A 24393-nucleotide genomic window follows, 5' to 3' on the forward strand; every position below is an offset into this window, starting at 1 on the left:
GATGGGGCCATGACCACCACAGAAGCTGATCAGACGCCCCTTCGCCGGAATGACACCGCGACGGCCTCCGGGCCGCGCCACGCAGCGGATGTCGCGCCCGAACCCACGGATGAAAACGTATGGCTCGAAGACATCCACGGCGAGGAACAGCTGGCGTGGGTCCGCGAGCAGAACGCGCGCACCGAGGATTTGCTGCAGGATGCCGAGTACGAGGCCGTCGAGGCCGGCATCCTGGAGGTCCTCGATTCCACTGACCGCATCGCCATGGTCAACAAGCGCGGAGACTACTACTACAACTTCTGGAAGGACCAGGACCACCCCAAAGGGCTCTGGCGCCGGACTTCGTGGGACAGCTATCTCTCCGACGAACCCGTCTGGGACGTGCTGCTGGACATCGATGAACTCGCCGCCGCCGAAGGTGTTGAATGGGTTTTCCACGGCGCAGGATTCCTCCGCCCTTCTGACGGCAACGAATACCGCCTCGCCATGGTTTCGCTCTCCCCCGACGGCGGCGACGCTGACCGCCACCGCGAGTTCGACGTCGAGTCCCGCACCTTTGTGGACGGCGGCTTCGACCTTCCCACCGCAAAGGGCAACGTCAGCTGGCTCGACGCCGACACCCTGCTGGTGTCCAGCACTGCCGAAGGTCTGCCCGCCACCAGCTCCTCCTACGCACGGACGGGCGTGAAGCTTCGCCGCGGCCAATCCCTTGCCGACGCTGAACGGCTCTTCGAAATCCCCGAGGACCACATGCTGGCCATGGTGGCCCACGATTCGACGCCCGGATTCGAGCGTACTTTCGCTGTTGATTACATCGACTTCTACAACCGGAGCACCTGGCTGCTGCGCGAGGATTCGTGGGTGGCCATCGACGTTCCCACGGACGTGAACATCAGCGCCCACCGTGACTGGCTGCTGTTCCGTCCGCAGAAGGACTGGGAAGTTGACGGCGTTGTCCACCCTGCAGGCTCCTTGCTGGCCGCCGGCTTCGACTCTTACCTGGCCGGGACCAGGTCATTGCTGGTGCTGTTTGCCCCCGATGCCCACACCTCCCTGCAGTCCTGGAGCTGGACCAAGGACTACCTGCTGCTGAACCTCCTCCGGGATGTGTCCTCCGAGATCCGGGTGCTGGATCCGTCCGTTCCCGATCCTGACGGCGGATGGGCATCCACTGTGCTGGACGCCTGCCCTCCCTTGCACGACGTCAATGCTTACGCCGTGGACGACGAGGACCTGGGCCCTGCCGGCAACGACTTCTGGCTGGTCGCAACCGGTTTCACCACGCCCACCACCCTGACACGGGGAACGTTGGGCCGCGATCCGGATGAGCAGTCCAGCGGCGTGGCCAGCCAGCACGCAGTGGTGAAGCGATCGCCGTCGTTCTTCAACGAAGCCGGGTACGAGGTCCAACAGCACTTCGCCGTCTCTGCTGACGGCACCAAGGTTCCGTACTTCCAAGTGGCATCCAAGGATCTGGTTCTTGACGGCCAGAACCCCACCCAGCTCTCCGGATACGGGGGCTGCGAGATTTCCCGCACGCCCGCTTACAGCGGGTCGGTAGGACGGGCCTGGCTGGAACGCCGCACTCTGGGCGCCGCGTCCGACGACGGCACAGAGTCACACTCACGTGGTGGCGTCTACGTTGTGGCCAACATCCGCGGCGGCGGCGAATACGGCCCGGCCTGGCACCGCGCCGCCCTGCAGGAAAACCGGCACCGCGCCTACGAGGACTTCGCTGCGGTGGCCAAGGATCTAATCTCCCGTGGAGTGACCAGCCGACGCCGGTTGGGCTGCGTAGGCGGCTCCAACGGCGGCCTCCTGGTGGGCAACATGCTCACCCAGTACCCCGAGCTCTTCGGCGCTGTTTCCTGCGGGGTACCCCTCCTGGACATGCGCCGCTACACCAGGCTTTCCGCAGGGTATTCGTGGATTGCCGAATACGGTGACCCCGATGTTCCTTCCCAGTGGGAGTTCATCAGCACCTTCTCGCCGTACCACCTGCTCCACGACGGCGTGGATTATCCGGAGACCTTCATCTGGACTGCCACGTCCGATGACCGTGTGGGACCCGTTCAGGCACGCAAGATGGCGGCCCGCATGCAGGCCATGGGAATCCGCAACGTCTGGTTCCACGAGGCCCTTGAGGGCGGACATGCCGGAGCATCGGACAACAGGCAGGCCGCCGCACTGCAGGCCAGGAGCAACCACTTCCTGTGGCGTTCACTGGCCGGGAGCAACTGACAGGTTCTGCTGGGCCCCGAATTCTCCCGGGCTCCGATTCGATGGTTCCCTGCGTGGACGCCCGTGCGAACGGCTCATCCCGCAGCGAAGCATCGAAATGGGCGGGAGAATAACTGCGTTTTGCGCTGGGCCGTAGGTTCTGCGTATCCTTGGTGGGCTAGCAATAGCAATTGGAGACGTGCCAGAGCGGCCGAATGGGCTTCACTGCTAATGAAGTGTGGGGCACAACTCCACCGGGGGTTCAAATCCCCCCGTCTCCGCGAATTGGTCCCGGTTTTCGAACCGGGACCTTTTGCGTTTAAGTGCGCTTCACTCCACCGCTGACTTCAGCTCCGGCGTGCCGGTGAAGCATCAGGCTGTCCACAGTGCTGATCAGCATGAGCACAGCCATGGCGATGAACGCCCCCTTGTAGGCCGCCACCTGGTCCGCCCCCAAGAGATGGGTGCTCTCAAACAGGCGCAGGAACAGGGCACCCACCGCGATCCCCGCCGCGGCCGCCAACTGAACAAGTGTTGCCGAGATCGCGTTGGCCGAGGGCAACTGTGCCGGGACGATGTCTGCGTATTGCACGGAGGCATAGGCGGAGAATCCGATGGATCGGAAAGCACCGCTGAACAGCAGCAAGGCAAAGATCAGAGGCTCGGGTGTTTGGGCGTCGAGGAAGGCGCACAACCCGAACGTCACGGCCGACGCGAACGAGGCAAAGACAAGTACGGGCTTGAATCCAAAACGCCTGATCAGGGGCGTGGTGGCCGGCTTGATCCCGATGTTGCCCACAAAGACCGCTGCGACCATCACACCAGCCTTCAGAGGATCCCAGCCAAAGCCATCCTGGAACATCAGGGGCAGCAGGAAGGGGACTGAACTGATGGTCAGCCGGTAAATGAAACCGCCGGTGGACGTCGCCCGGAACGTTCTGGTCCCGAAGACACTGAGGTTGAACAGCGGCACTCTTGCCTTACTCATCCACCAGACAGCGCCGGCCAGGGACAGCACGCCGGCACTCACCACCACAACGGCAAGCACGTTGGAGGCATGGCCACCCAGGGTTTCCAATCCCACCACCAACGCGCCCACACCGAGAGTGGTCAGCAGGAGCCCGAACCAGTCAAGGCGGCGCTTGGAATCGAACTGCGTCCGCGGAACCAGCCTCAGCGCGGCAATGAACGCAGCCAGGCCCAAGGGTACGTTGATGAGGAAGATCCAATGCCAGGACAGGAAGGTGGTGAGGGCTCCGCCCACCATTGGGGCCAGGACCGGCGCCAGCAAGCCAGGCCACACCAGATACGCGGTGGCCCGGAGAAGCTCGGACTTCGGGGTGCCTCGCAACACCACCAGCGTGCCCACGGGAACCATCATGGCGCCGCCCATACCCTGAGCTACCCGGCTGAGCGTCAGCATCGTCAGGTCGGTGCTCACTGCGCACAGCAGGGAAGCGATGGTGAACACTGAAATGGCAAGACAGAAGATCCTGCGAGCGCCGAACCGCTCAGCCAGCCAACTGCTGAGCGGGATGCCCATGGCGACCGTCACCAGATAGGCAGTCATGGTGATGTTGATGTCCGCCGGAGCCACCCGGAAATCGGAAGCGATGCTGGGAATGGCTGTGGTGAGGATGGTCCCGTCCAGGAACTCCATGAAGAATGTTGCGGCCACCAGCAGTGCCAGGCGCGGACGCCAGCTGGATTCGTTGGCCGCATCGACGTCCGTGGTGCTGGGGTTTGTGCTCATGGCTCCGGTCCAAGTTCTGGCTGGTGGCCCGCGGCATGCAGCAGGCGTGTTTGCTCGATCCTATAGACGACGCGTGGGAGCGATCACAACATGACGTGGTTCTGCCCAGTCTCCTACCCTGCGTTGTTGTGCCCGGCGTACCCCGCTTCTACCCTGCTTGGGCCAGCGCGAGGGGCAGAACGGCCCCCACTCCTGCCTGACGCAAGGCCAGCGAAGAGATGGTCATGGTCCACCGGCTGTCAACGAGGTCGTCCACCAGCAGCACCGGCTGGCCGCCGATACCCGCCAGCGCCTGGGCAAGTTCCGGAGCCACTACAAGCCTGTCCCAGACGCCGGCAAGCCTGTAGGCACTGTTTCCCCCGCGGGCACCCGTCGGTCCTCCGTGTTGGGGCTGCAGCTGCCCCAGGTATGGCATGCGTCCAATTCCGGCAATCCCCTGTGCCAACGACTCCACCAGCTGCGGTTTACTCCTCGAGGGAATGCTGACAACTGCTGCCGGACGGCCAACTCCGCTCCACGGAGTTCCACCGTCGGCACCGGACCATTCGCGCAGGACTTGAACACAGGCCTGCAACATTGCCGGGTCTACCGCTTGGTCCGGCGCCCCCGCAGCGAACAGCTCGCGGAGCGCACCGCCCCACCCCAAGTCCGTGAGCCTGGCAAGGACCCGGCCTTCGGAAACACTTTGGTCCGGCTTGATCTTTCCCTTGACCGCTACCCCGAGCCGGTCCATGCCACTGGGCCATTGGAGGCGCGGTTCCACGGCTATTCCCGCGCGCCGGAGAGTCTGGCCCGCTGCGTCGGCGGCCGCGGCAGCCACGTCCACGGGGAACCATCGGCCGGCGCAGTTGTCGCAGCGTCCACAGGCTGCTGCGGTTTCGTCGTCCAGGACCGAGGTGATGTACTCCATGCGGCAGCCGGCAGTGTCCTGGTAGATGACCATGGAGTCCTGCTCATCCACCCGGGCTTCGGCGATGCGGGCGTAGCGCTCGGCGTCGTAGATCCATGGCCGCCCTGTTGATCGCCACCCGCCACCAACCCGCTCTACTGCTCCGTCAACGGCCAAGACCTTAAGAAGAAGCTCCAAGGGGGTGCGCCGGAGGTCTACCCTGGCTTCCAGGGCCACGGTAGACAATGCTGCACCGGCCTCCCCGAGGACGCTCAGAACGGCATCGGCCTTCTCGGCCGAAGGCATGGAAGCGGTGGCGAAGTACTGCCAGATCTCACGGTCCTCGGAGCCGGGAAGCAGCAAAACGTCTGCGTTCGCTGCTCCTCGTCCTGCGCGGCCAACCTGCTGGTAATAGGCCACGGGCGAAGACGGCGCGCCCAGATGGATGACGAATCCCAGGTCCGGCTTGTCGAATCCCATCCCCAAGGCTGAGGTGGCCACGAGGGCCTTCACTTCGTTGTCCTTCAAAAGTTGTTCAGCGCGTTCCCGGTCTGCGGGGTCTGTCCGCCCCGTGTAGGACAGGACGTTGTGACCGGCTTCTGCCAGGAGCCGCGCGGTGTCCTCGGCCGCGGAAACGGTCAGCGTGTAGATAATGCCGCTGCCGGGCATGTCCGCCAAGTGGGTCAGCAGCCATCCCAGGCGGTCGCGTGAATCGGGCAGTGTCAGGACGCCCAAACGCAAGGATTCCCGTCCCAGTGCTCCACGGATGGTGAGCACTCCGGCACCGAGTTGTTCCTCGATGTCATGGACCACACGGGAATTGGCGGTGGCCGTGGTGGCCAGGACGGGTACCGATGCCGGCAGTTGGGCAATGAGGTCAGCGATGCGCCGGTAGTCGGGCCGGAAGTCATGTCCCCAGTCAGAAATGCAGTGGGCCTCGTCAATAACAAGGAGCCCTGTCCGACGGATGAGCTCCGGAAGCTGGTTCTCCCGGAAGGACGGGTTGGTGAGCCGCTCGGGTGACACCAGGAGGACATCAACCTCGTCTGCGGCCAGTTGGGCCAGGACGGTGTCCCATTCGAGGGCATTGGCCGAGTTGATGGCTACTGCCCGTACGCCTGCCCGGGCGGCCGCAGCCACCTGGTCCCGCATGAGCGCGAGCAGCGGAGAAACGATGAGAGTGGGCCCGGCTCCCCGCCGGCGCAACAGCAACGACGCCACGAAGTAGACTGCAGACTTTCCCCAGCCCGTGCGCTGGACCACCAACGCCCTGCGGCCCGCATCCACCAACGCCTCAATGGCCTCATATTGTCCGTCGTGGAACCGGGCTTCGGGGTGCCCCACCAACTCACGCAGGCACGCCAGGGCCTGCTCTTCGGTAGGCGATTGCACGGAAACGGCAAAGTTCGGGGAGTTGTTGGCCATCACCCCAGTATTCCAGCCGCCCCTGACAGCCATAACCCGCAGACCCTGCTATGTGGACAGCGATTATCCACATAACCCATAGCCCGGTTCATGCCCAATTGCGTTGCCACAGTAGGATTGAGCGCGTGACTAGCGAGCAGAACAAGACATTCGACCTCTCGGCATCCTTCAAGGCGTATGACGTCAGGGGCATCGTGGGTGAATCCATCACGGCTGAAATCGTCGAGGCCGTGGGGGCTGCCTTCATCGACGTCCTGGGCCTCGAAGGCGAGACGGTCCTTGTTGGCGGGGACATGCGTCCCTCATCGCCGGAGTTCAGCCAGGCCTTTGCCAACGGTGCAGCTACCCGCGGGGCCAACGTCCAACTGCTGGACCTGATCTCCACCGATGAGCTCTACTACGCCTGCGGCGCCCTGAATGCCGCCGGTGCAACGTTCACCGCAAGCCACAACCCGGCCGAATACAACGGCATCAAGATGGCCAAGGCCGGCGCCCAGCCCATCTCCTCGGAGTCCGGCCTCAAAGAAATCCAGGCCCTCGCCGAGCAGTACCTGAACTCAGGCACCATCCCGGCAGCGGCCACCCGCGGCGAGATCGGCGTCCATGACGTCTTGAAGGACTACTCCGAGTACCTGCGCAAGCTGGTGGATCTGTCCGGCTCCCGTCCGTTGAAGATCGTCGTTGACGCCGGCAATGGCATGGCCGGCCTGACCACCCCCGCGGTCCTCGGCGACAAGCTGCTCCCAGCGCTGCCGTTCAATATCATTCCTCTCTACTTTGAACTGGACGGCTCGTTCCCCAACCACCCGGCCAACCCCTTGGAGCCGGAAAACCTGCGGGACCTGCAGGCTGCTGTCATCAAGCACGGCGCGGACATCGGACTGGCGTTCGACGGCGACGCTGACCGCTGCTTCGTCATTGACGAAAAAGGCCAGCCCGTTTCCCCTTCCGCCATCACGGGAATGGTGGCCCGCCGGGAGATCGCCCGCGCACAGGCCGCAGGTGAAGCAACGCCTGTGATCATCCACAACCTCCTGACCTCCAAGGCAGTGCCGGAGCTCGTAGCGAAGGACGGCGGCCGTGCCGTGCGGACCCGCGTGGGCCATTCCTTCATCAAGGCTGTTATGGCCGAAGAAGGCGCCGTCTTCGGCGGTGAGCACTCCGCCCACTTCTACTTCCGCGATTTCTGGAACGCCGACACCGGAATGCTCGCTGCCATGCACGTCCTTGCCGCCCTTGGCGAGCAGGACGGACCGCTCTCCGAACTGGGCCTCCAGTACGAGCCCTACGTCTCCTCCGGTGAGATTAACTCCGAGATCGAGGACAAAGTTGGCGCCGTCGAGCGGGTGCGCGTGGACTTCGAAAACGAAGACATCGACATCGACCACATGGACGGCAGCACCTTCACCGCCAAGGACGGCAGCTGGTGGTTCAATCTGCGCCCCTCCAACACCGAGCCCTTCCTGCGCCTGAACGCAGAAGCCAAGGACCAGCCCACCATGGAAAAGATCCGCGACCGCGTCCTCGCACTGGTCCGGGCATAGGGCTGGCAGGTATGACGGATCCGACAGCCGCGGAGACAATCCCGGGCGAATCAGTTGAAGACCGTGAGCTCCGCGAAACGTTGGGGACCGGCCTGGGGACAGCGCAGGAGCACATCCAACAGAATGGTGGCTTCTTTCCTTTCGGCATCACCCTGTCCAACGACGGCGAGCTCCGGATAGTGATGGTTACTCCAGGCGAACCAGACGAAGACGGTCAGGTAGATGCGGGGCAGATGCTGGCTGACCTCCACGAACTGATTCGCCAAGGCCGTGACGATTTCCGAGCCATAGCAATCGTCAGCGACGTCACGCTGCCGGAACACGGCTCAGACGGCATTCACGGCGCAGCGGAGCATCGCGATGGCGGTGTCAGGGCTGCAATCATCCCCTACGTTCCAGCAGCCGATGGTTTGACCTTCGCTGCCATGGAACCCGATACCCACGAGCCATCCATCTGGGTGGACTAGACCCCTACTCCGTGAGCTGATCCCATGAAGATAAACGCGTTCGCAGACGTTAGCCTCCGCGCCATCATGGTGTTGGCTGCGGCTCCTGAGGGCACGTTGCTGACCACCCAGGCGGTGGCCGATGCCGTGGGGACACCGTACAACCATGTCAGCAAGGCGATGGTTCGCCTGCGCGCGTTGGGCTACATCGACGTTGAACGTGGGCGGCTGGGCGGTTCGCGGCTCAATGATTCCGGGCGACGCGCCACTGTGGGCGAGGTGCTGCGCCACTTGGACAGCCGGCAGGATCCAGCCGAGTGCCAGTCTCCCACCAAGGATTGCCCGCTCATCACTGAATGCGGGCTGCGCCACGCAATGAACCGCGCCAGGGAAGCCTTCTACCGCGAGCTGGATTCCGTGGTCATCTCCTCCCTCCCCCATGCCCGCCAGATGAACCCAGTGTTCCAATCCATCGGGCTCCGGCCGGAATTCAGGGCATCGGCGCGGCTGGCTTAGCCGGCCTTCCTCCAGTTTGCACAACTCTTCTACAGGGTGTAGAAATTGGGATGTAAATACATGCATTTCAAATGCTTATATTTAGCGAGCAGATCATTGCCGTTGATTTCCCGGCCAAGCAGGTCCGGCACCTACACCCAGGAGAACCATGCTCTCGGAAAAGTCCCGCCCCATTATCGAAGCCACCCTCCCCCTGGTCGGTTCGCGGATCGGCGCCATCACCGCCGATTTCTACAGCCGGCTCTTCGCCGCTCACCCGGAGTTACTCGACGGACTCTTCAGCCGCTCCAACCAGCGTTCAGGTGATCAGCAGCGCGCACTTGCCGGAAGCATCGCCGCTTTCGCCACACACTTGGTGAATAATCCGGACACGCTCCCGGAAAAGGTCCTGTCCCGCATTGCGCACAAGCACGCTTCCCTGGGAATCACGGAGGAGCAGTACGGCGTGGTCCATGAGCATCTCTTTGCCGCCATTACAGCTGACCTCGCTGAAGTCATCACCCCGGAAATCGCCGAAGCGTGGACTGAGGTCTACTGGCTCATGGCCGATGCCCTGATCAAGCTCGAAAAGGACTTGTACGCCTCGCAGGTGAACAGCAAATTGTGGATGCCGTGGCGTGTCACCGCCAAGCAACCAGCAGGCACGGACGCCATGACCTTCACTTTGGAGCCCGCGGACCAAACCCCCGTCACAGACGCAAAGCCCGGTCAGTACGTGAGCGTCAAAGTCCAACTTCCGGACGGCCTCCGCCAGGTTCGCCAGTATTCGCTCTCGAGCACCGCCGGCAACAGCCGCGTGTTCACCACCAAGCTCAACGACGGCGGTGAGGTGTCCACCGCCCTGCACGCCGGCGTCGAACCTGGCGACATTCTGGAGATCTCGAACCCTTACGGCGAGATCACCCTCAGGGAAGGGGATGGTCCCGTCATCCTGGCTTCCGCGGGTATTGGCTGCACGCCCACGGCGTCGATCCTGCGCTCCCTCGCGGAATCCGGCACGCGCCGCAAAGTTCTGGTCCTTCATGCTGACAAGGCCATGGAGAACTGGGCACTGAGCGACCAGATGACAGCCGACGCCGTGAAAATCAACGCCGAGCTGCAGTTGTGGCTGGAAAATCCCCAGCATGGCTCCAAGGAAGGCTTCATGTCACTGCGCGAAGTGGACCTGCCCGCACATGCCTCGCTGTACCTGTGCGGGCCGCTCCCCTTCATGAAGAAGATCCGGGACGAAGCCATCAGCGCCGGGATTCCAGCCACTCGAATCCACTACGAAGTTTTCGGTCCTGACGTTTGGCTCGCCAACTAAGGCAAGGAACGACGGCGGCCCGCCACCTTTTCATCGAAAGGTGACGGGCCGTCGTCGTTCACTTAAGAACGCCGTTGTTCCTAAGGGGTCTAGCCCAGACGGGTCTTGAGACCGTCCAGCTCGGACTGCAGTGCCGCCGGGAGGGACTCGCCGAAGTTGGCGAACCATTCCTCGATGGACGCCAGCTCGGTTGCCCATTCTTCGGGGTCGACGCGAACAGCCGACTCAACCTCAGCCGGAGTCATGTCCAGGCCTTCGAGGTCGATGGACTCACCGGTCGGAACAAAGCCGATCGGAGTTTCCACAGCGTCAGCCTTGCCCTCGAGGCGCTCGATAGCCCACTTGAGGACGCGGGCATTGTCGCCGAAGCCAGGCCAGGCGAATCCGCCCTCAGCCGTGCGACGGAACCAGTTGACCAGGAAGATCTTGGGCAGACGCTCCGGGTTGGCCTTGGCGGACAGGTTCACCCAGTGGTTCAGGTAGTCACCCGCGTCGTAGCCGATGAACGGAAGCATCGCCATGGGATCGCGGCGGACTACGCCAACGGCACCGGCGGCAGCAGCCGTGGTTTCCGAGGACAACGTGGAACCCATGAAGATGCCGTTGGACCAGTCGCGGGCCTCGGTGACCAGCGGGATGGTTGTCTTGCGGCGGCCGCCGAAAAGGATCGCGGACAGTTCCACGCCTTCGGGGCTGAAGTATTCCTCGGCCAGCATGTCGATCTGGTCGATCGGCGTGCAGAATCGGGAGTTCGGGTGCGCGGCCGGGGCGTCGGAGTCCGGAGTCCAGGACTCACCGCGCCAGTCGGTCAGGTGTGCCGGAGTCTCCTCGGTCATGCCTTCCCACCAGACGCCACCGTCATCGGTCAAGGCGACGTTGGTGAAGATGCTGTTGCCCTTGGCGATGGCGCGCATGGCGTTGGGGTTGGTGCCCCAGCCGGTTCCCGGTGCGACGCCGAAGAGTCCTGCCTCGGGGTTGACGGCGCGGAGTTCGCCTTCCTTGCCGAAGCGCATCCACGTGATGTCGTCGCCCAGGGTCTCAACTTTCCAGCCCTTGATGGTGGGGTCCAGCAACGCGAGGTTGGTCTTACCGCAAGCGGACGGGAAGGCAGCGGAGACGTAGTAGGTCTTCTGCTCGGGGGAGGTCAGCTTGAGAATGAGCATGTGCTCGGCAAGCCAGCCCTCGTCGCGTGCCATCACCGAAGCGATGCGCAGCGCGTAGCACTTCTTGCCCAGGAGGGCGTTTCCACCGTAGCCGGAGCCGAAAGACCAGATGGAGCGCTCTTCAGGGAAGTGCACAATCCACTTGTCGGTGTTGCACGGCCATGCGACGTCGGCCTGGCCGGCTTCCAACGGTGCGCCCAATGAGTGGAGGGCGGGCACGAAGAAGGCGTCGGTCTGGGTGATGCGGTCCAGGACGTCCGTGCCGATACGGGCCATGATGCGCATGGAGGCAACAACGTAGGCGGAGTCGGTGATCTCGACGCCAAACTTCGGATCCTCAGCATCCAGGTGACCCATGACGAAGGGAATGACGTACATGGTGCGGCCGCGCATGGAGCCGGCGAAGAGTCCGCGCAGCTTCTGCTTCATCTCGGCCGGAGCCATCCAGTTGTTGGTGAAGCCTGCATCGCGCTCGTTCTCGGAGCAGATGAAGGTCTGCTCTTCCACGCGGGCAACGTCAGCGGGGTCGGAGAACGCCGCGAAGGAATTCGGGAACGTTTCCGGGTTCAGCCGCTGAAGCGTGCCGGCCTCAACGAGTTCGTCGGTGAGTTTCTTGTTTTCTGCTTCGCTGCCATCAACCCAGTGGATGCGGTCCGGCTGAGTCAGCTCGGCAACTTCCTCAACCCAGGCCAGCAGGCGTGCATGCGTAGTAGGTGCCTTCTCAAGCAGCGGCAGTCGCGCCAGATCGCCCATTGCGGTTCCCTTCCTCGGGTTCAGTGGTGTGTCCTAAACGATAGGGGCCGCGGACCAGACCAATCCGCTGTCAGACATCGGACATCCGCGTGGTCTAAAAGCAAAAACCGCTAGAAATCAAGGGGAAGGGTTGCTAAAAGGTCGATTTAAGTGACTAAGGTCACGTAGACCGGTCTAGTTGCGCAGATTACAGCTTTTCGATTTGGAACTTCTCATGAACTTCTGTAAAGTTTATTGAGGTTCGAGGGGGTCAGAGAAACAGACCGCCAAGAATCACGCGAAATGCGCCCATAGCTCAGCTGGATAGAGCGTCTGTCTACGGAACAGAAGGTCAGGGGTTCGAATCCCTTTGGGCGCACAAATGAAGACCCGCACCGGTTCGCCGGTGCGGGTCTTTTTTATGCCGATTTTTATGCCCGGATCCGCCTAGGCAGGTGAGCCGCTCCGGGAACGCGAAGGGCCGTCGTCGTACTTTTCACAAAGTACGACGACGGCCCCTTGCGTTAGGCGCGGAAGCTTAGTCCCCCACGGCCTCGCTGATGCGGCGACGAATGCCATCGAAGTGGCGGTTGAGCAGTTCAGAGGCCGAGACCTTGTCCCCGGCGGCAACTGCGGCGTAGATGCTGCGGTGCATGGCGGCGGTCTTGACCAGATCCTCGTTGCCGGGGCCAATCTCCACGTGAATCTTCCGGTAGACCTTCCAGAACACGCCCATGAGGTTGATCAGGAGCTCGTTGTTGAGGGGTTCGAAAAGGCGGCGGTGGAACTCGGCGTCCGCTGCTACAAAATTTTCGCCGGCGGCAGCCAGTTCTTCCATCTGCTTCACAGCTTCTTCAATGGAGGCGAGTTGCTCTGTGGTCATGACGTCAATGGACGAGCCAATCAGACCGGATTCCAGCGCCTGGCGCACGTCCACCAACTGCAAAGCCTCGAGGCCCTGGTGCCGGAGGGAAAGCCGGCCACGGAACGTGAGTCCGTCCGCAAGGGCGTCGAAATTACTGGGCGCCACAAACATCCCGAAGCCGTGGCGAATTTCGATCACACCGAGGGCTTGGAGCACCTTGAGGGACTCGCGAAGCGTATTGCGCCCGACGCCAAGAGCCACGGAGAGCTCACTTTCGGTGGGCAACGGATCGCCTGCCTCGAGCTCGCGCTCCAGGATCAATTCCATAATGTCCGACTGCAGGGCACGCAGCCGGGCCTGTGCACTGAACCGCGCCTGCGGAACCACACCGGAAGTTGTCATGGCTTTCTCCTTGCCGATGCACCTGCCCACGAGGTTGCGGGACGATGCGGTGTTAATATTGAGGCGAGCTTAGTGCCCACCACAGCTTGAGTGACTCGCAACATACAATATCGGATGTCCCACCTCCTTGATAGGTATGTCAGGGGATTTCGCTGAGATTTCCCCCACGGACCGGCCGCAGCCGGCAAACTGCCAGGCGCGTGGCAGAGACCCAGGCGCCGCTACTCACTTGACGTTCCGTTGTGACCGCCCTTACAGTTTCACTACGAGCATCGGACGTCCTACATCCGATAACCCACGAAACGCGAATGGTGAGGCACCCTATGAGCAAGACGATCCACAGCCTGCCGCTGGTCAACGACGCCAGCCGCCGGAATTTCCTGAAGCTAAGCGGCGCAGTTGGTGCAGCAGCCGCCTTCACGGCAACCCTTTCTGCGTGCGGCGGCGCTGCCAGCACCACCACCGGAACAGCCACCAACACCGCGGCTGTCAACAAGGACCTCATCATCGAGGCAGGCATCTCCTACGCTCTGTCCACCGGCTTCGATCCTCTGAGCTCCTCCGGCGCGACACCGATGGCAGCCAACCTGCACATCTTTGAAGGCCTCATTGAGCTCCACCCCGCCACCCGCCAGCCGTACAACGCCCTCGCAGCGTCGGACCCCAAGAAGGTCAACGACACCACCTACCAGGTGACCATCCGCGACGGTGCCAAGTTCCACAACGGCTCCCCCGTCACCACCGAAGACGTCGCCTTCTCCTTTACCCGCGTGATGGACCCGGCCAACAAGTCCCTGTTCTCGCAGTTCATCCCCTTTATCCAGGACGTCAAGCCGCTGGACGCGAAGACCGTGGAGTTCACCCTCAAGTACGCCTTCCCCGGCTTCGGCCCCCGCATCTCGGTGGTCAAGATCGTCCCCAAGGCACTCGCCACCGATCTGAAGGCCTTCGACGCTTCACCCGTGGGATCCGGTCCGTACAAGCTCATCTCGGCAGTCAAGGACGACAAAATCGTCTTCGAAGCCTTCGCTGACTACAACGGACCCAAGCCGGCACTCGCCAAGGGCATGACCTGGCTGTTGCTCTCCGACGCCGCTGCCCGTGTCACCGCAGTGCAGTCCGGCCGCGTTCAGGCAATTGAAGACGTTCCTTACCTCGACGTCGACGGCTTGAAGTCCAAGGTCAAGGTTGAATCCGTCCAGTCCTTCGGCCTGCTGTTCCTTATGTTCAACTGCGCCAAGGCCCCGTTCGACAACAAACTTGTCCGCCAGGCCCTGCACTACGGCATGGACAAGGAAGCCATCATCAAGAAGGCGCTGTTCGGCAACGCAAAGGCTGCCAGCTCCTACTTCCAGGAAGGCCACCCGGACTACGTCAAGGCCAAGAACGTCTACGGCTTCGATACGTCCAAGGCCGAAGAGCTGCTCAAGCAGGCCGGCGTCACCAACCTGGAGTTCGAACTCCTCACCACGGACACCGCCTGGGTCAAGGACGTTGCGCCACTGATCCTCGAATCCTGGAACAAGATCCCCGGCGTCAAGGTCACCGTGAAGAGCCTGCAGTCCGGTGCGTTGTACAGCGACCGAGTGGGCAAGGGCGACTTCTCCGTGGTGGCAGCCCCGGGCGACCCCTCCGTCTTCGGTAACGACGCCGACCTGCTGCTGAGCTGGTTCTACTCGGGCGCAACCTGGATGGACAAGCGCGCCTTCTGGACCACTCCCGAGCGCACAAAGCTGCAGGAACTCATGAACAAGGGCTCGCAGGCCTCCGGCGATGAAGCCAAGAAGATCGTGGGCGAAATCGTGGACATGGTTTCCGAGGAAGTCCCCCTCTACCCGATCTTCCACCGTCAGCTTCCCAGCGCCTGGGACGAGAAGAAGCTCAACGGCTTCCAGCCCCTGCCCACCACCGGCTTGTCATTCGTCGACGTCGGACGAACTGCCTAAAGCCCCCTTCACGTTGTGGGGCCCGCTCTGCGGCTCAAATCCCCCAAGTAGCCCGCAGAGCAGGCCCCACAACAAGCAGCACCCAACCAACCGGAGAACAAATTGGTCACGATATTGCGTTTGCTTGGCCGCAGACTCGCAGCATTGCCATTGATGATCCTGGGCATTACGTTGCTCGTCTTCCTCGTCCTGCAGGCCGCTCCCGGCGACCAGGCAAGCTCCGCCCTCGGTGACGGCGCCAGCGAAGAAGCCAAGCAGCAGTACCGCCAGGACAACGGCCTCAACGACCCCCTGGTCCTGCAGTACTTCCGATTCCTCGGCAAGCTCCTGCAGTTCGACCTCGGCGTCACCACCCCACCGGCCAAGTCGGTGGCATCCATGATCGGCTCGGCGTTCCCCCTGACGCTCCAGCTCACCTTCCTCGGCGTCCTCATTGCGATCGTCCTCTCCCTGGCGTTCGGCATCCTCGGAGCCCTGTATCGCGATAAGTGGCAGGACCAGTTGGTCCGTGTCTTCTCCATCGCCGCGATCGCCACGCCGTCGTTCTGGCTCGGCATCCTGCTCATCCAGTGGTTCGCCCTCGGTGAGAACCCGATGTTCCCCTCAGGCGGAATTGCGACGCCGGAATCCGGCTTTGGCGGTTGGCTCAACTCGATGGCCCTCCCGGCACTCGCCCTCGGCATCCCCGTCTCAGCGTCCCTGATCCGCGTGGTCCGCACCTCCATGGTGGAAGAACTGGACCGCGACTACGTCCGCACCGCCATCGGCAACGGCGTCCCCTACCGCGAGGTGGTCTCCAAGAACGTTCTCCGCAACGCGCTCGTCACCCCGGTGACCGTGCTGGGACTTCGCGTCGGCTACCTGCTGGGTGGCGCCGTCGTGATTGAAATGATTTTCGCCCTGCCCGGCATGGGCCAGCTGATCCTCAACGGCATCACCAACCTGGACGTCAACCTGGTCCAAGGCGTGGTGCTCACCATCTCGGTCACCTTTGTTCTGGTGAACATCGTGGTGGACCTCCTCTACCTGCTCATCAACCCCCGAATCAGGACGGTATAGCTCATGCGCAGCAAGCTCGCAGAACGGCTAAGTGCCCCGGGCATCCGCTTCAAGGCCCTGCCCTGGGGCTCCCGCATCGCCCTGCTCTTCCTCATCGTTATTGTCCTGGCCGCCATCTTCGCGCCGGTCATCGCACCGCACGATCCTCTGGAGACGTTCATTCCAGCCACGCCGCCCGGCGCCGAGCACTTCTTCGGCACCGACCGCCTGGGCCGTGACATCTTCTCCCGCCTTCTCTTCGGCGCACAGTCGTCGCTGATGATCGGTCTTGGCGCGGTTGCCCTGGCCATCCTTGCCGGCGCGCTGCTCGGTTCCTTCGCGGCCACGTCCAGCAAGTCCGTGAACGAGATCATCATGCGGCTCATGGACATCCTCATGGCGTTCCCCGGCATCGCCCTGGCCGCCGTGCTGTTGGCGGCATTCGGCAACTCGGTCCCCACCATCATCATCGCGATCGCCATCATCTACACCCCGCAGCTGGCCCGCGTGGTCCGCGCCAACGTGCTGGCCCAGTACGGCGAAGACTACGTCCGTGCCGAGCGCGTGATCGGCGCTGGCCGTTTCTACATCCTGGTCAAGCACATCGTCCGCAACACTGCCGCTCCCGTGCTGGTGTTCGCCACCGTCATGGTGGCCGACGCCATCATTCTGGAAGCCTCGCTGTCCTTCCTGGGCGCCGGCGTTCAGGACCCAGCACCGTCCTGGGGCAACGTTATTTCCTACGGCCGCAACCTGGTCCTGTCCGGCGGCTGGTGGGCCACCACCTTTGCCGGTGTGACCATCCTGCTGACAGTACTGTCACTGAACATCCTGGCCGAAGGCCTCACCGACGCCATGGTGAACCCGAAACTGCGCCGCGCGCCTGTGGTGAAGGACGACGACGGCTCCACCGCTGCCGTGGCCGTGGACACCGAGGTCGCAACCTCCGTTGCCCAACCTTCCGTTGTTGAGGCACACGAGCTCGACGGCGTCCGTGCAGCTTCCGCTGACGGCGTCGCTTCAGAGGCGGGAACCTCAGCCGTCCTCACCGACGTGAAGCTGGCCGCCGCCAACCCGCACCTCCTCCTGGACCGCGAACTGGAACTGCTCGCAGCCATCGAAGCCAAGCGAACCGACCGCCTCCCGCAGGTCTCCCCCGGTGCCCGCAATATCCTTGAAGTGAAGAACCTGTCCATCCGATTCCCGGGCCGCTTCGGCGACATCGCGATCGTGGACAACGTCTCCTTCAGCGTCCGCGAGGGCGAAACCATGGGCCTGGTGGGCGAATCCGGTTGTGGCAAGTCCATCACCTCCCTGGCCGTGATGGGGCTGCTGCCCAAGACCGCCCAGGTGACCGGCTCCATCACGTTCGACGGCAAGGAACTCCTTGATCCGAACACCAAGCACAGCAACGTCAAGGCCTATGAGGGCCTCCGCGGAGAACAGATCGCCATGGTTTACCAGGACGCCCTGAGCTCCCTGAACCCGTCCATGAAAATCAAGGACCAGCTGGAGCAGCTCACCAAGCGCGGTGGCCGCAAGACCCCAGCCGAGCTGCTGGAAATGGTGAAACTGGATCCCGTCCGGACACTTGCCAGCTACCCGCACGAGCTCTCCGGCGGCCAGCGCCAGCGCGTCCTGATTGCCATGGCCCTGTCCCGTTCGCCCAAGATCGTCGTTGCCGACGAGCCCACCACCGCCCTGGACGTTACTGTCCAGAAGCAGGTTGTGGACCTGCTCAACGAGCTGCGTGAACAACTCGGCTTCGCCATGGTTTTCGTCAGCCACGACCTCGCCCTGGTGGCCTCCCTGGCCCACCGCATCACGGTGATGTACGCCGGCCAGGTGGTGGAATCCGCACAGGCTTCCGAACTCCTGCAGAACCCCAAGCACGAGTACACCCGCGGCCTCCTCGGCGCGGTGCTCTCCATCGAAGCCGACGCCGTCCGCCTCCACCAGATCCCCGGCACTGTTCCGTCCCCGCGGGACTTCGCCACGGGCGACCGCTTCGCGGCCCGCTCCCTGCGACCCGACGCCGATCCCCACCAGAAACTGGTCCTCACCGCGGTTTCTTCGGTTTCCTCGGCGAACGGTGACGATGCCGACCACTACTGGGCGAGCCACCTGAAGGAGGACGCGAAATGAGTGCATCAACCGGCAAGCCGGTCATCGAGCTCAAGGACGTCAAGGTCTACCACCATGCACGTACCGGTGGCCTGTTCCGTCCGAACATCGTCAAAGCCGTGGACGGCGTGGACTTCACCATCAGCCGCGGCGAAACCGTGGGCATCGTGGGTGAGTCCGGCTGCGGCAAGTCCACGCTCGCTTCGGTGCTCGTGGGACTCCAGCCGCCGACGTCGGGCAAGGTTTTGTTCCACGGAAAGCCGGCCATCAAGCGGAACGCGGCCATGCGCAAGCAGTTTGGCCGCTCCGTCTCCGTGGTCTTCCAGGACCCGGCGACTGCCTTGAACCCGCGCATGACCATCCAGGACATCCTCACTGATCCGCTGCAGATCCATGGGATCGGCAGCGCTGCTTCCCGCGCCGCCAAGGTCAAGGAACTGTTGGCGCTGGTGGGCTTGCCGCAATCGGCAGCCGAGGTGACGCCGTCGCAGGTTTCCGGCGGCCAGCGCCAGCGCGTTGCCATCGCCCGCGCGTTGGCTTTGGACCCGGACATCATCGTGGCGGACGAGCCGACGTCGGCCCTGGACGTTTCGGTCCGCGCGCAGGTCCTGAACCTGCTCTCGGACCTGAAGACCCAGTTGAACCTGGGCATGGTATTCATCTCGCACGACATCCAAACCGTCCGGTACGTCTCTGACCGTATCTGCGTCATGTACTTCGGCAAGATCGTCGAGCAAGGCTCAGCCGCGCAGGTCTTCGACAACCCGAGCAACGACTACACCAAGAAGCTGCTGGGCGCCGCGCCCAGCCTGCTTCACATCTAGTTTTTCCCTTCACAAGCTACAAACAACGGAGAATTCTGTGTCCACTCAGTTCCAGGGCGTCATCCCCCCGGTCATCACCCCCCGCCACGCAGACGGCAGCATCGACACCGCGTCGCTGAAGAACGTCACCAAGCACCTGATCGACGGCGGTGTCTCCGGCCTTTTCGTCCTGGGCTCCTCCGGCGAAGTCCCCTACCTCACCAACGATGAGCGTGAACTGGTGGTCTCCACCATCGCCGACGCCAACGCCGGAGCGGTCCCGCTGATCGTGGGCGCCAACGAGCAGACAACCACCCGCGTCATCGAGGAAGCGCGCAAGGTGGTGGATCTCGGCGCCGACGCGATCGTGGTCACCTCCATGTACTACGCCATCGGCAACGCCGCGGAGACCGAAACGCACTTCCGCAGCATCCACGCCGCCATCGAGAAGCCGATCTTCGCCTACGACGTTCCGGTCCGCACGCACTTCAAACTGCCTACCGATTTGTTGGTCCGCCTCGGCCGCGACGGTGTCATTGCCGGCGTCAAGGACTCCTCCGGCGACGACGTTTCCTTCCGCCAGCTGCTCCTCGCAGCCAAGGACATCCCCAACTTCGACATCTTCACCGGTCACGAAGTTGTGGTGGACGGCGCGCTCCTGGGCGGCGCGCAGGGCGTTGTGCCAGGCCTCGGCAACGTTGATCCGGCCGGCTACCGCCGCCTGTTCGACGCCGCACAGGCCGGCGACTGGGCTCTCGCGGCAAGGGAGCAGGACCGCCTCGCCGACGTCTTCGAGATCGTCTACACCCCCAACGGACGCGTCTCCGGCGGCGCCGCGGGCTTGGGTGCGTTCAAGACCGCGCTGCAGGTGATGGGCGTCATCGAGTCCAACACCATGAGCTCACCGATGTTGTCCCTGAACTCCGAAGAGACGGCGTTGATCCGCGAAATTCTGGAGCGGAACGGGCTGGTCTAGGTTTTATGACAGCTTCCAAGACCCACGTGATCGGCGTTGACCTCGGCGGCACCAAAACCGCCGCCGGGGTTGTTGCCCACTCTGGTGAAGTGCTCATGTCGGAGACCATTCCGACGTTGAACCGGGCCGGTGGCGAAGCGATCCTCGACGCCACCGCTGCGCTGATCACGGGCTTGGTGGAGCGCGCTGCCGACGCCGGAATGTCAGTTTCCTGCGTCGGCATCGGCTCCGCCGGGGTCATTGATGCTGTTGCCGGGACCGTCGTCTCTGCGACCGACGCGATTCGTGGCTGGGCCGGGACTTCGCTTGTTGCTGGGCTGTCTGCCCGTCTTTCGCTCGCTGCCCCGTCCGTACAGACCGTGCGCGCCGTCAATGATGTTCACGCCCACGCCCTCGGCGAGGCCTGGCTGGGCGCGGCCGCCGGATCCTCGAGTTCGCTCATGGTGGCGTTCGGAACCGGCGTGGGCGGGAGCTTCGTGCTGGACGGTTCGCCTGTTCTGGGGCACCGCTTTGTGGGTGGTCACGTGGGGCACTTTGCTTCACCGTTGGCAGCCGTTGATGGGGTCCCGTTGCCGTGCGTCTGCGGTGGATCCGGACACGTCGAGGCGATCGCTTCGGGGCCTGCCCTTTACGAGGCTTTCCTGCGCTTTGGTGGTTCTGCCGTGGAGGCGGTGGATACGCGGGGCGTCTTTGCGCTGGCTTCTGCTGCTGAAGGGCTCGACGCCGGTGCTGGCGCAGGTCCCGCGAACAGTCGCACCGCCGCGTTGCGTGCTATCAATGTCGGCGCGGCCGCCGCCGGGCAAGCCGTGGGCGGACTCATCAACATTCTTGACCCCGAAACCGTGGTGGTTTCCGGTGGTTTGGCCGACGCCGGCGAGCTCTGGTGGAAGCCCATGGAGTTCGCCTTGCGCCAGGAACTGCTGGCGCCCTTGGTTTCCGTACCCGTCGTCCGGGCAACCCTTGGCAATACCGCGGCCATTGTTGGCGCCGCGAAACTCGTCCTGAAGTAGTCCGTGAGTAGTCCGCAAGTAAAGGGAGACATCATGATCCTCACCCCCGAAGGCCTCGAAGCCCTCCGCTCCCAACTGATCGTCTCCTGCCAGGCGTACCCCGGCGAACCCATGCGCGATCCCCGGACCACCGGCCAGGTAGCGGCATCGGCCGTCATCGGGGGCGCCGCGGCGATCCGCGTCCAGGGGTTGGCCGATGTGCAGTTCACACGTACCGCCGTCGAAGTTCCTGTCATTGGCCTCTGGAAAGACGGGCACGACGGCGTCTTCATCACCCCCACGCTGCGGCACGCCCTGGCCGTGGCGAATGCGGGCGCGCATGTTGTGGCGATTGATGGAACACGTCGTTCACGGCCCGATGGGCTTTCCCTTGCCGACACTGTTGCCGGTATCCACTCGGAGTCCCATGCACTGGTCATGGCTGACTGCGGCTCGTTTGGGGATGCCGTTGCTGCTGTGGAAGCGGGGGCAGACCTGATCGGCACCACGTTGTCCGGTTATACCGGCGAACGCCCCAAGACGGATGGCCCGGACTTGGAGCTATTGGAGCAGATCGCCGCGGCCGGCCTGGGCAAACCACTCATCGCGGAGGGCCGCATCCATACCCCTGCCCACGCCCGGCAAGCTCTGGACGCCGGCGCGTTTGCTGTCGTGGTTGGCACCGCGATCACCCATCCGGCCAGCATTACGGGCTGGTTCAAGGGCGCCATGCACGCGTAGGCCCTGCGTTGCGGGGCCTACTCTGCGCCCCAAAACCCCCCGCAAGCCCGCAGAGCAGGCCTCACAAGCGGCCATCCGGCTGGATTTTCGTCTCCACGGGCCTGTCCGTCGCATGGCCATACTGGGACCATCCACCCACAAAGAGCCTGCCGTTGCCCATTCCCAACTGCTCCATCACCAACAGGTTGTGGCACGCGGTCACTCCGGATCCACAGTACGCAATGGTGTTCTGCGCGGTCAGCACTCCGGCGTGCTCGAAGTTCCCGCGAATCTGCAGCTCCGGGAGCAAATGACCTCCGGCGTCCAGATTCCCGCGGCATGGAACGTTCACGGCGCCGGATATGTGTCCGGGACGGGGATCGATAGGGTCTTGGCGGCCGTCAAAGCGATCACGGTTTCTTGCATCCACGGTGAGGAACGCGTCAGACGAAGCTTCGGAAATGTCTGCCAGCAGGTCGGCAGGCCAGGCTTTAGGAGTGAAGCTCCCGGTTCGCCGTAGCGCTATTTCTCTTGCGAGTTTCCCAGGATAGCTGCCGATACCCCCGTCCAGAACCGCTGCCTTGTGGCCTGTGGATCGGAGCATCCAGACCAGTCGGGCCGCGATAACTCCTCCGGCGTCGTCGTAGGCGATCACGGTGTCCGAATCGCTGATTCCTGCTTCACGCATTCCTTGGGCAAACACTTCCGGATCGGGCAACGGGTTCCGCCCCTTCTCAGGTGATGCCGGCCCGGAAAGCCATCTATCCATGTCCACAAAGACTGCGTCCGGGAGATGTCCGGCCTGGTACGCGTCCGCACCCGACGAGCCATCCAAGTACCAGCGTGTATCCACCAGGACAATCCGCCCGAGGTTGCGGGCACACCAACTCCAGTCGACAAAAGGTTTCAGTTCATCTCCCATGCATCGAAGCCTAGAGACTTATTCCATATTTTGAGATATGTATCTCAAAATATGGACAGGGCATGGGGTTGCGGGGCCTACTCTGCGCCCCAAAACCCACGCGAAGCCCGCAAAGTGGGCCTCACAACGCGCAGGCAGCGGTTGTAGGCTTCTCACATGACTGCCGAGAGCTCGCGGGAATTCGACGTAATCGTGATCGGCGCCGGCGCCGTGGGAGAAAACGTGGCGGACCGGGTGGTTCGCGGCGGCCTCACGGCGGTGATTATCGAAAGCGAATTGGTGGGCGGCGAGTGCTCTTATTGGGCTTGCATTCCTTCCAAGGCTCTCCTCCGGCCAGGGGACGTGCTGCACGCGGCTCAAGTGATCCCGGGTGCCTCCGAGGCTGTCACTGGAGTACTGGATGCCGAGGCTGCCCTGAAGCACCGGGATTGGTTCACCAACAACTGGGAAGACAGCAGCCAGGTTGAATGGCTGGACAGCGCGGGCATCGAACTGATCCGCGGACGTGGACGAATCACCGGCCCACGCGAGGTCCAGGTGGATGGCCTCGATGGCAACAGTTATGCACTCAAGGCACACCATGCCGTGGTGGTCGCGACAGGCTCCACCCCCACCATCCCGGGCATAGAGGGCCTGAAAGACGTACCGTTCTGGACAACCCGCGGAGCCACGGCGGCCAAGGAAATCCCCAAGCGGCTTGTGGTCCTGGGCGGCGGGGTGGCCGGCGTCGAAATGGCCCAGGCGTTTGCCCGCCTTGGTTCCGACGTCGCCGTTGTTGCCCGGGGCCGCCTCTTGAGCAGCTATCCCGATGAAGCGGCCAAGCTGGTGCTGGCAGGGCTCCGCGCAGACGGAATCGACGTCCACGTTCACACGGACGTGGAGGCAGTGAAAACGAACGACGACGGCTCGGTAACGGTAACGCTGGACGGCACGACCCTCCAGGCTGACCAACTCCTGGTCGCCTCTGGACGGCACCCCGCCCTGGCCAACCTCGGCCTGGAGAACGTTGGAGTGGAGGCGCAGAACGGCAAGCCCCTGCGGCTCACAACGGACGCCAGCGGCCTGGTGGAAGGCCCGGCCAGCGATGGCACCAGCGGACTGTGGCTGTACGCCGCCGGAGATGCCGCAGGCAAAGTGCTCCTGACGCATCAGGGCAAGTACGAGGCCCGGGCCACCGGCGACGCGATTGTGGCAAGGGCCAACGGCAAGCTGAGTGGCTCCCCAAAACCGTGGAGCCCTTATGCCCACACGGCCAATGACCACGCTGTTCCCAGCGTCGTTTTCACTGATCCCGAAGTCGCGTCGGTGGGCCTGAGCCTGGAACAGGCCCTCCTTCAGGGCAAGAACGTGACGGGCGTCGAACTGCCCATCAACGTCTCCGGCTCCCAGCTCCACTCTCCCGACTACAAGGGCTGGGCGCAGATGGTGGTTGATGAGGACCGGAAGGTGATCCTCGGGGCCACCTTCGTGGGCCCGGGCGTGGCCGAACTTCTCCACTCAGCAACCATCGCCATTGTTGGCGAGGTCCGCTTGGACCGCCTTTGGCATGCAGTTCCGTCGTACCCCACCATCAGCGAGGTGTGGCTGCGCCTGCTGGAAAAGTACGGTCTCTAA

General features: G+C 63.3%; 18 protein-coding genes and 2 tRNA genes. 15 read left to right on the plus strand and 5 right to left on the minus strand.

Translation table 11 applies throughout. The features are described from left to right. Nucleotides 1-9: 9 nt before the first annotated feature. Together BLW08_RS14985 and BLW08_RS14990 are read left to right on the plus strand one after the other, a co-directional pair. Entirely contained in the window at nucleotides 10-2241 is a 2232-nt protein-coding gene (locus tag BLW08_RS14985; protein WP_091326075.1) for a prolyl oligopeptidase family serine peptidase, read from the plus strand. A 172-nt stretch (nucleotides 2242-2413) separates the two neighbouring features. Further along, a tRNA-Ser gene (locus tag BLW08_RS14990) sits at nucleotides 2414-2501 on the plus strand. A gap of 38 nt (nucleotides 2502-2539) precedes the next feature. On the opposite strand, the gene BLW08_RS14995 is transcribed toward BLW08_RS14990, so the two are convergent. Next, nucleotides 2540-3973 carry an MFS transporter gene (locus tag BLW08_RS14995; protein ID WP_091326077.1) on the minus strand — a complete coding sequence of 478 codons (1434 nt, stop codon included), beginning with the start codon at nucleotides 3971-3973 and terminating at the stop codon, nucleotides 2540-2542. A gap of 148 nt (nucleotides 3974-4121) precedes the next feature. Further along, entirely contained in the window at nucleotides 4122-6287 is a 2166-nt protein-coding gene (locus BLW08_RS15000) for a RecQ family ATP-dependent DNA helicase (protein ID WP_091326079.1), read from the minus strand. A 125-nt stretch (nucleotides 6288-6412) separates the two neighbouring features. On the opposite strand from BLW08_RS15000, the gene BLW08_RS15005 reads away from it, so the two are divergent. From BLW08_RS15005 to BLW08_RS15020, 4 genes are all read left to right on the plus strand, one after another. Continuing rightward, a complete protein-coding gene (locus tag BLW08_RS15005; protein ID WP_090824988.1) occupies nucleotides 6413-7831 on the plus strand; it encodes a phosphomannomutase/phosphoglucomutase in 1419 nt (472 codons plus the stop codon). Nucleotides 7832-7842: 11 nt separating this feature from the next. Then, nucleotides 7843-8298 (plus strand): hypothetical protein, encoded by a 456-nt coding sequence (locus tag BLW08_RS15010; RefSeq protein ID WP_091326082.1) that lies wholly within the window; start codon nucleotides 7843-7845, stop codon nucleotides 8296-8298. A 24-nt stretch (nucleotides 8299-8322) separates the two neighbouring features. Next, on the plus strand, nucleotides 8323-8793 hold the full coding sequence (locus tag BLW08_RS15015) for an RrF2 family transcriptional regulator (protein ID WP_091326084.1): 471 nt from the start codon (nucleotides 8323-8325) through the stop codon (nucleotides 8791-8793). 148 nt (nucleotides 8794-8941) lie between these two features. Beyond that, nucleotides 8942-10099 (plus strand): globin domain-containing protein, encoded by a 1158-nt coding sequence (locus BLW08_RS15020; RefSeq protein WP_091326086.1) that lies wholly within the window; start codon nucleotides 8942-8944, stop codon nucleotides 10097-10099. 89 nt (nucleotides 10100-10188) lie between these two features. On the opposite strand, the gene BLW08_RS15025 is transcribed toward BLW08_RS15020, so the two are convergent. Continuing rightward, nucleotides 10189-12015, minus strand: coding sequence for a phosphoenolpyruvate carboxykinase (GTP) (locus BLW08_RS15025; RefSeq protein ID WP_090824994.1), 1827 nt, complete (start codon nucleotides 12013-12015; stop codon nucleotides 10189-10191). A 284-nt stretch (nucleotides 12016-12299) separates the two neighbouring features. On the opposite strand from BLW08_RS15025, the gene BLW08_RS15030 reads away from it, so the two are divergent. Continuing rightward, nucleotides 12300-12373, plus strand: a tRNA-Arg gene (locus BLW08_RS15030). 159 nt (nucleotides 12374-12532) lie between these two features. Here the strand turns inward: BLW08_RS15030 and BLW08_RS15035 are convergent. Beyond that, entirely contained in the window at nucleotides 12533-13261 is a 729-nt protein-coding gene (locus BLW08_RS15035; protein ID WP_091326088.1) for a FadR/GntR family transcriptional regulator, read from the minus strand. A 308-nt stretch (nucleotides 13262-13569) separates the two neighbouring features. Here BLW08_RS15035 and BLW08_RS15040 point away from each other — a divergent pair, with 308 nt between their 5' ends. From BLW08_RS15040 to BLW08_RS15070, 7 genes are all read left to right on the plus strand, one after another. After that, the gene (locus BLW08_RS15040) at nucleotides 13570-15207 is read left to right on the plus strand and encodes an ABC transporter substrate-binding protein (RefSeq protein ID WP_091326089.1); all 1638 of its coding nucleotides are present in this window, start codon (nucleotides 13570-13572) and stop codon (nucleotides 15205-15207) included. Between the two features lie 102 nt (nucleotides 15208-15309). Then, on the plus strand, nucleotides 15310-16266 hold the full coding sequence (locus tag BLW08_RS15045) for an ABC transporter permease (protein WP_024819607.1): 957 nt from the start codon (nucleotides 15310-15312) through the stop codon (nucleotides 16264-16266). A gap of 3 nt (nucleotides 16267-16269) precedes the next feature. Further along, the gene (locus BLW08_RS15050) at nucleotides 16270-18390 is read left to right on the plus strand and encodes a dipeptide/oligopeptide/nickel ABC transporter permease/ATP-binding protein (protein ID WP_091326091.1); all 2121 of its coding nucleotides are present in this window, start codon (nucleotides 16270-16272) and stop codon (nucleotides 18388-18390) included. Beyond that, entirely contained in the window at nucleotides 18387-19193 is an 807-nt protein-coding gene (locus BLW08_RS15055; protein ID WP_091326092.1) for an ATP-binding cassette domain-containing protein, read from the plus strand. The genes BLW08_RS15050 and BLW08_RS15055 overlap by 4 nt, the downstream gene beginning before the upstream one ends. 37 nt (nucleotides 19194-19230) lie before the next feature. Next, on the plus strand, nucleotides 19231-20148 hold the full coding sequence (locus tag BLW08_RS15060) for a dihydrodipicolinate synthase family protein (protein ID WP_091326094.1): 918 nt from the start codon (nucleotides 19231-19233) through the stop codon (nucleotides 20146-20148). Nucleotides 20149-20153: 5 nt separating this feature from the next. Then, nucleotides 20154-21158 carry an ROK family protein gene (locus BLW08_RS15065; protein WP_091326096.1) on the plus strand — a complete coding sequence of 335 codons (1005 nt, stop codon included), beginning with the start codon at nucleotides 20154-20156 and terminating at the stop codon, nucleotides 21156-21158. 33 nt (nucleotides 21159-21191) lie between these two features. After that, nucleotides 21192-21878, plus strand: a complete 687-nt coding sequence (locus BLW08_RS15070; protein ID WP_091326098.1) for an N-acetylmannosamine-6-phosphate 2-epimerase — start codon at nucleotides 21192-21194, stop codon at nucleotides 21876-21878. A gap of 61 nt (nucleotides 21879-21939) precedes the next feature. Here the strand turns inward: BLW08_RS15070 and BLW08_RS15075 are convergent, their stop codons facing one another. Continuing rightward, nucleotides 21940-22779 carry a sulfurtransferase gene (locus BLW08_RS15075; protein WP_091326101.1) on the minus strand — a complete coding sequence of 280 codons (840 nt, stop codon included), beginning with the start codon at nucleotides 22777-22779 and terminating at the stop codon, nucleotides 21940-21942. 156 nt (nucleotides 22780-22935) lie between these two features. Here BLW08_RS15075 and BLW08_RS15080 point away from each other — a divergent pair, with 156 nt between their 5' ends. Next, the gene (locus tag BLW08_RS15080; RefSeq protein ID WP_091326103.1) at nucleotides 22936-24393 is read left to right on the plus strand and encodes a dihydrolipoyl dehydrogenase family protein; all 1458 of its coding nucleotides are present in this window, start codon (nucleotides 22936-22938) and stop codon (nucleotides 24391-24393) included.

This window comes from Arthrobacter sp. cf158 (assembly GCF_900106835.1).
GTDB lineage: Bacteria > Actinomycetota > Actinomycetes > Actinomycetales > Micrococcaceae > Arthrobacter.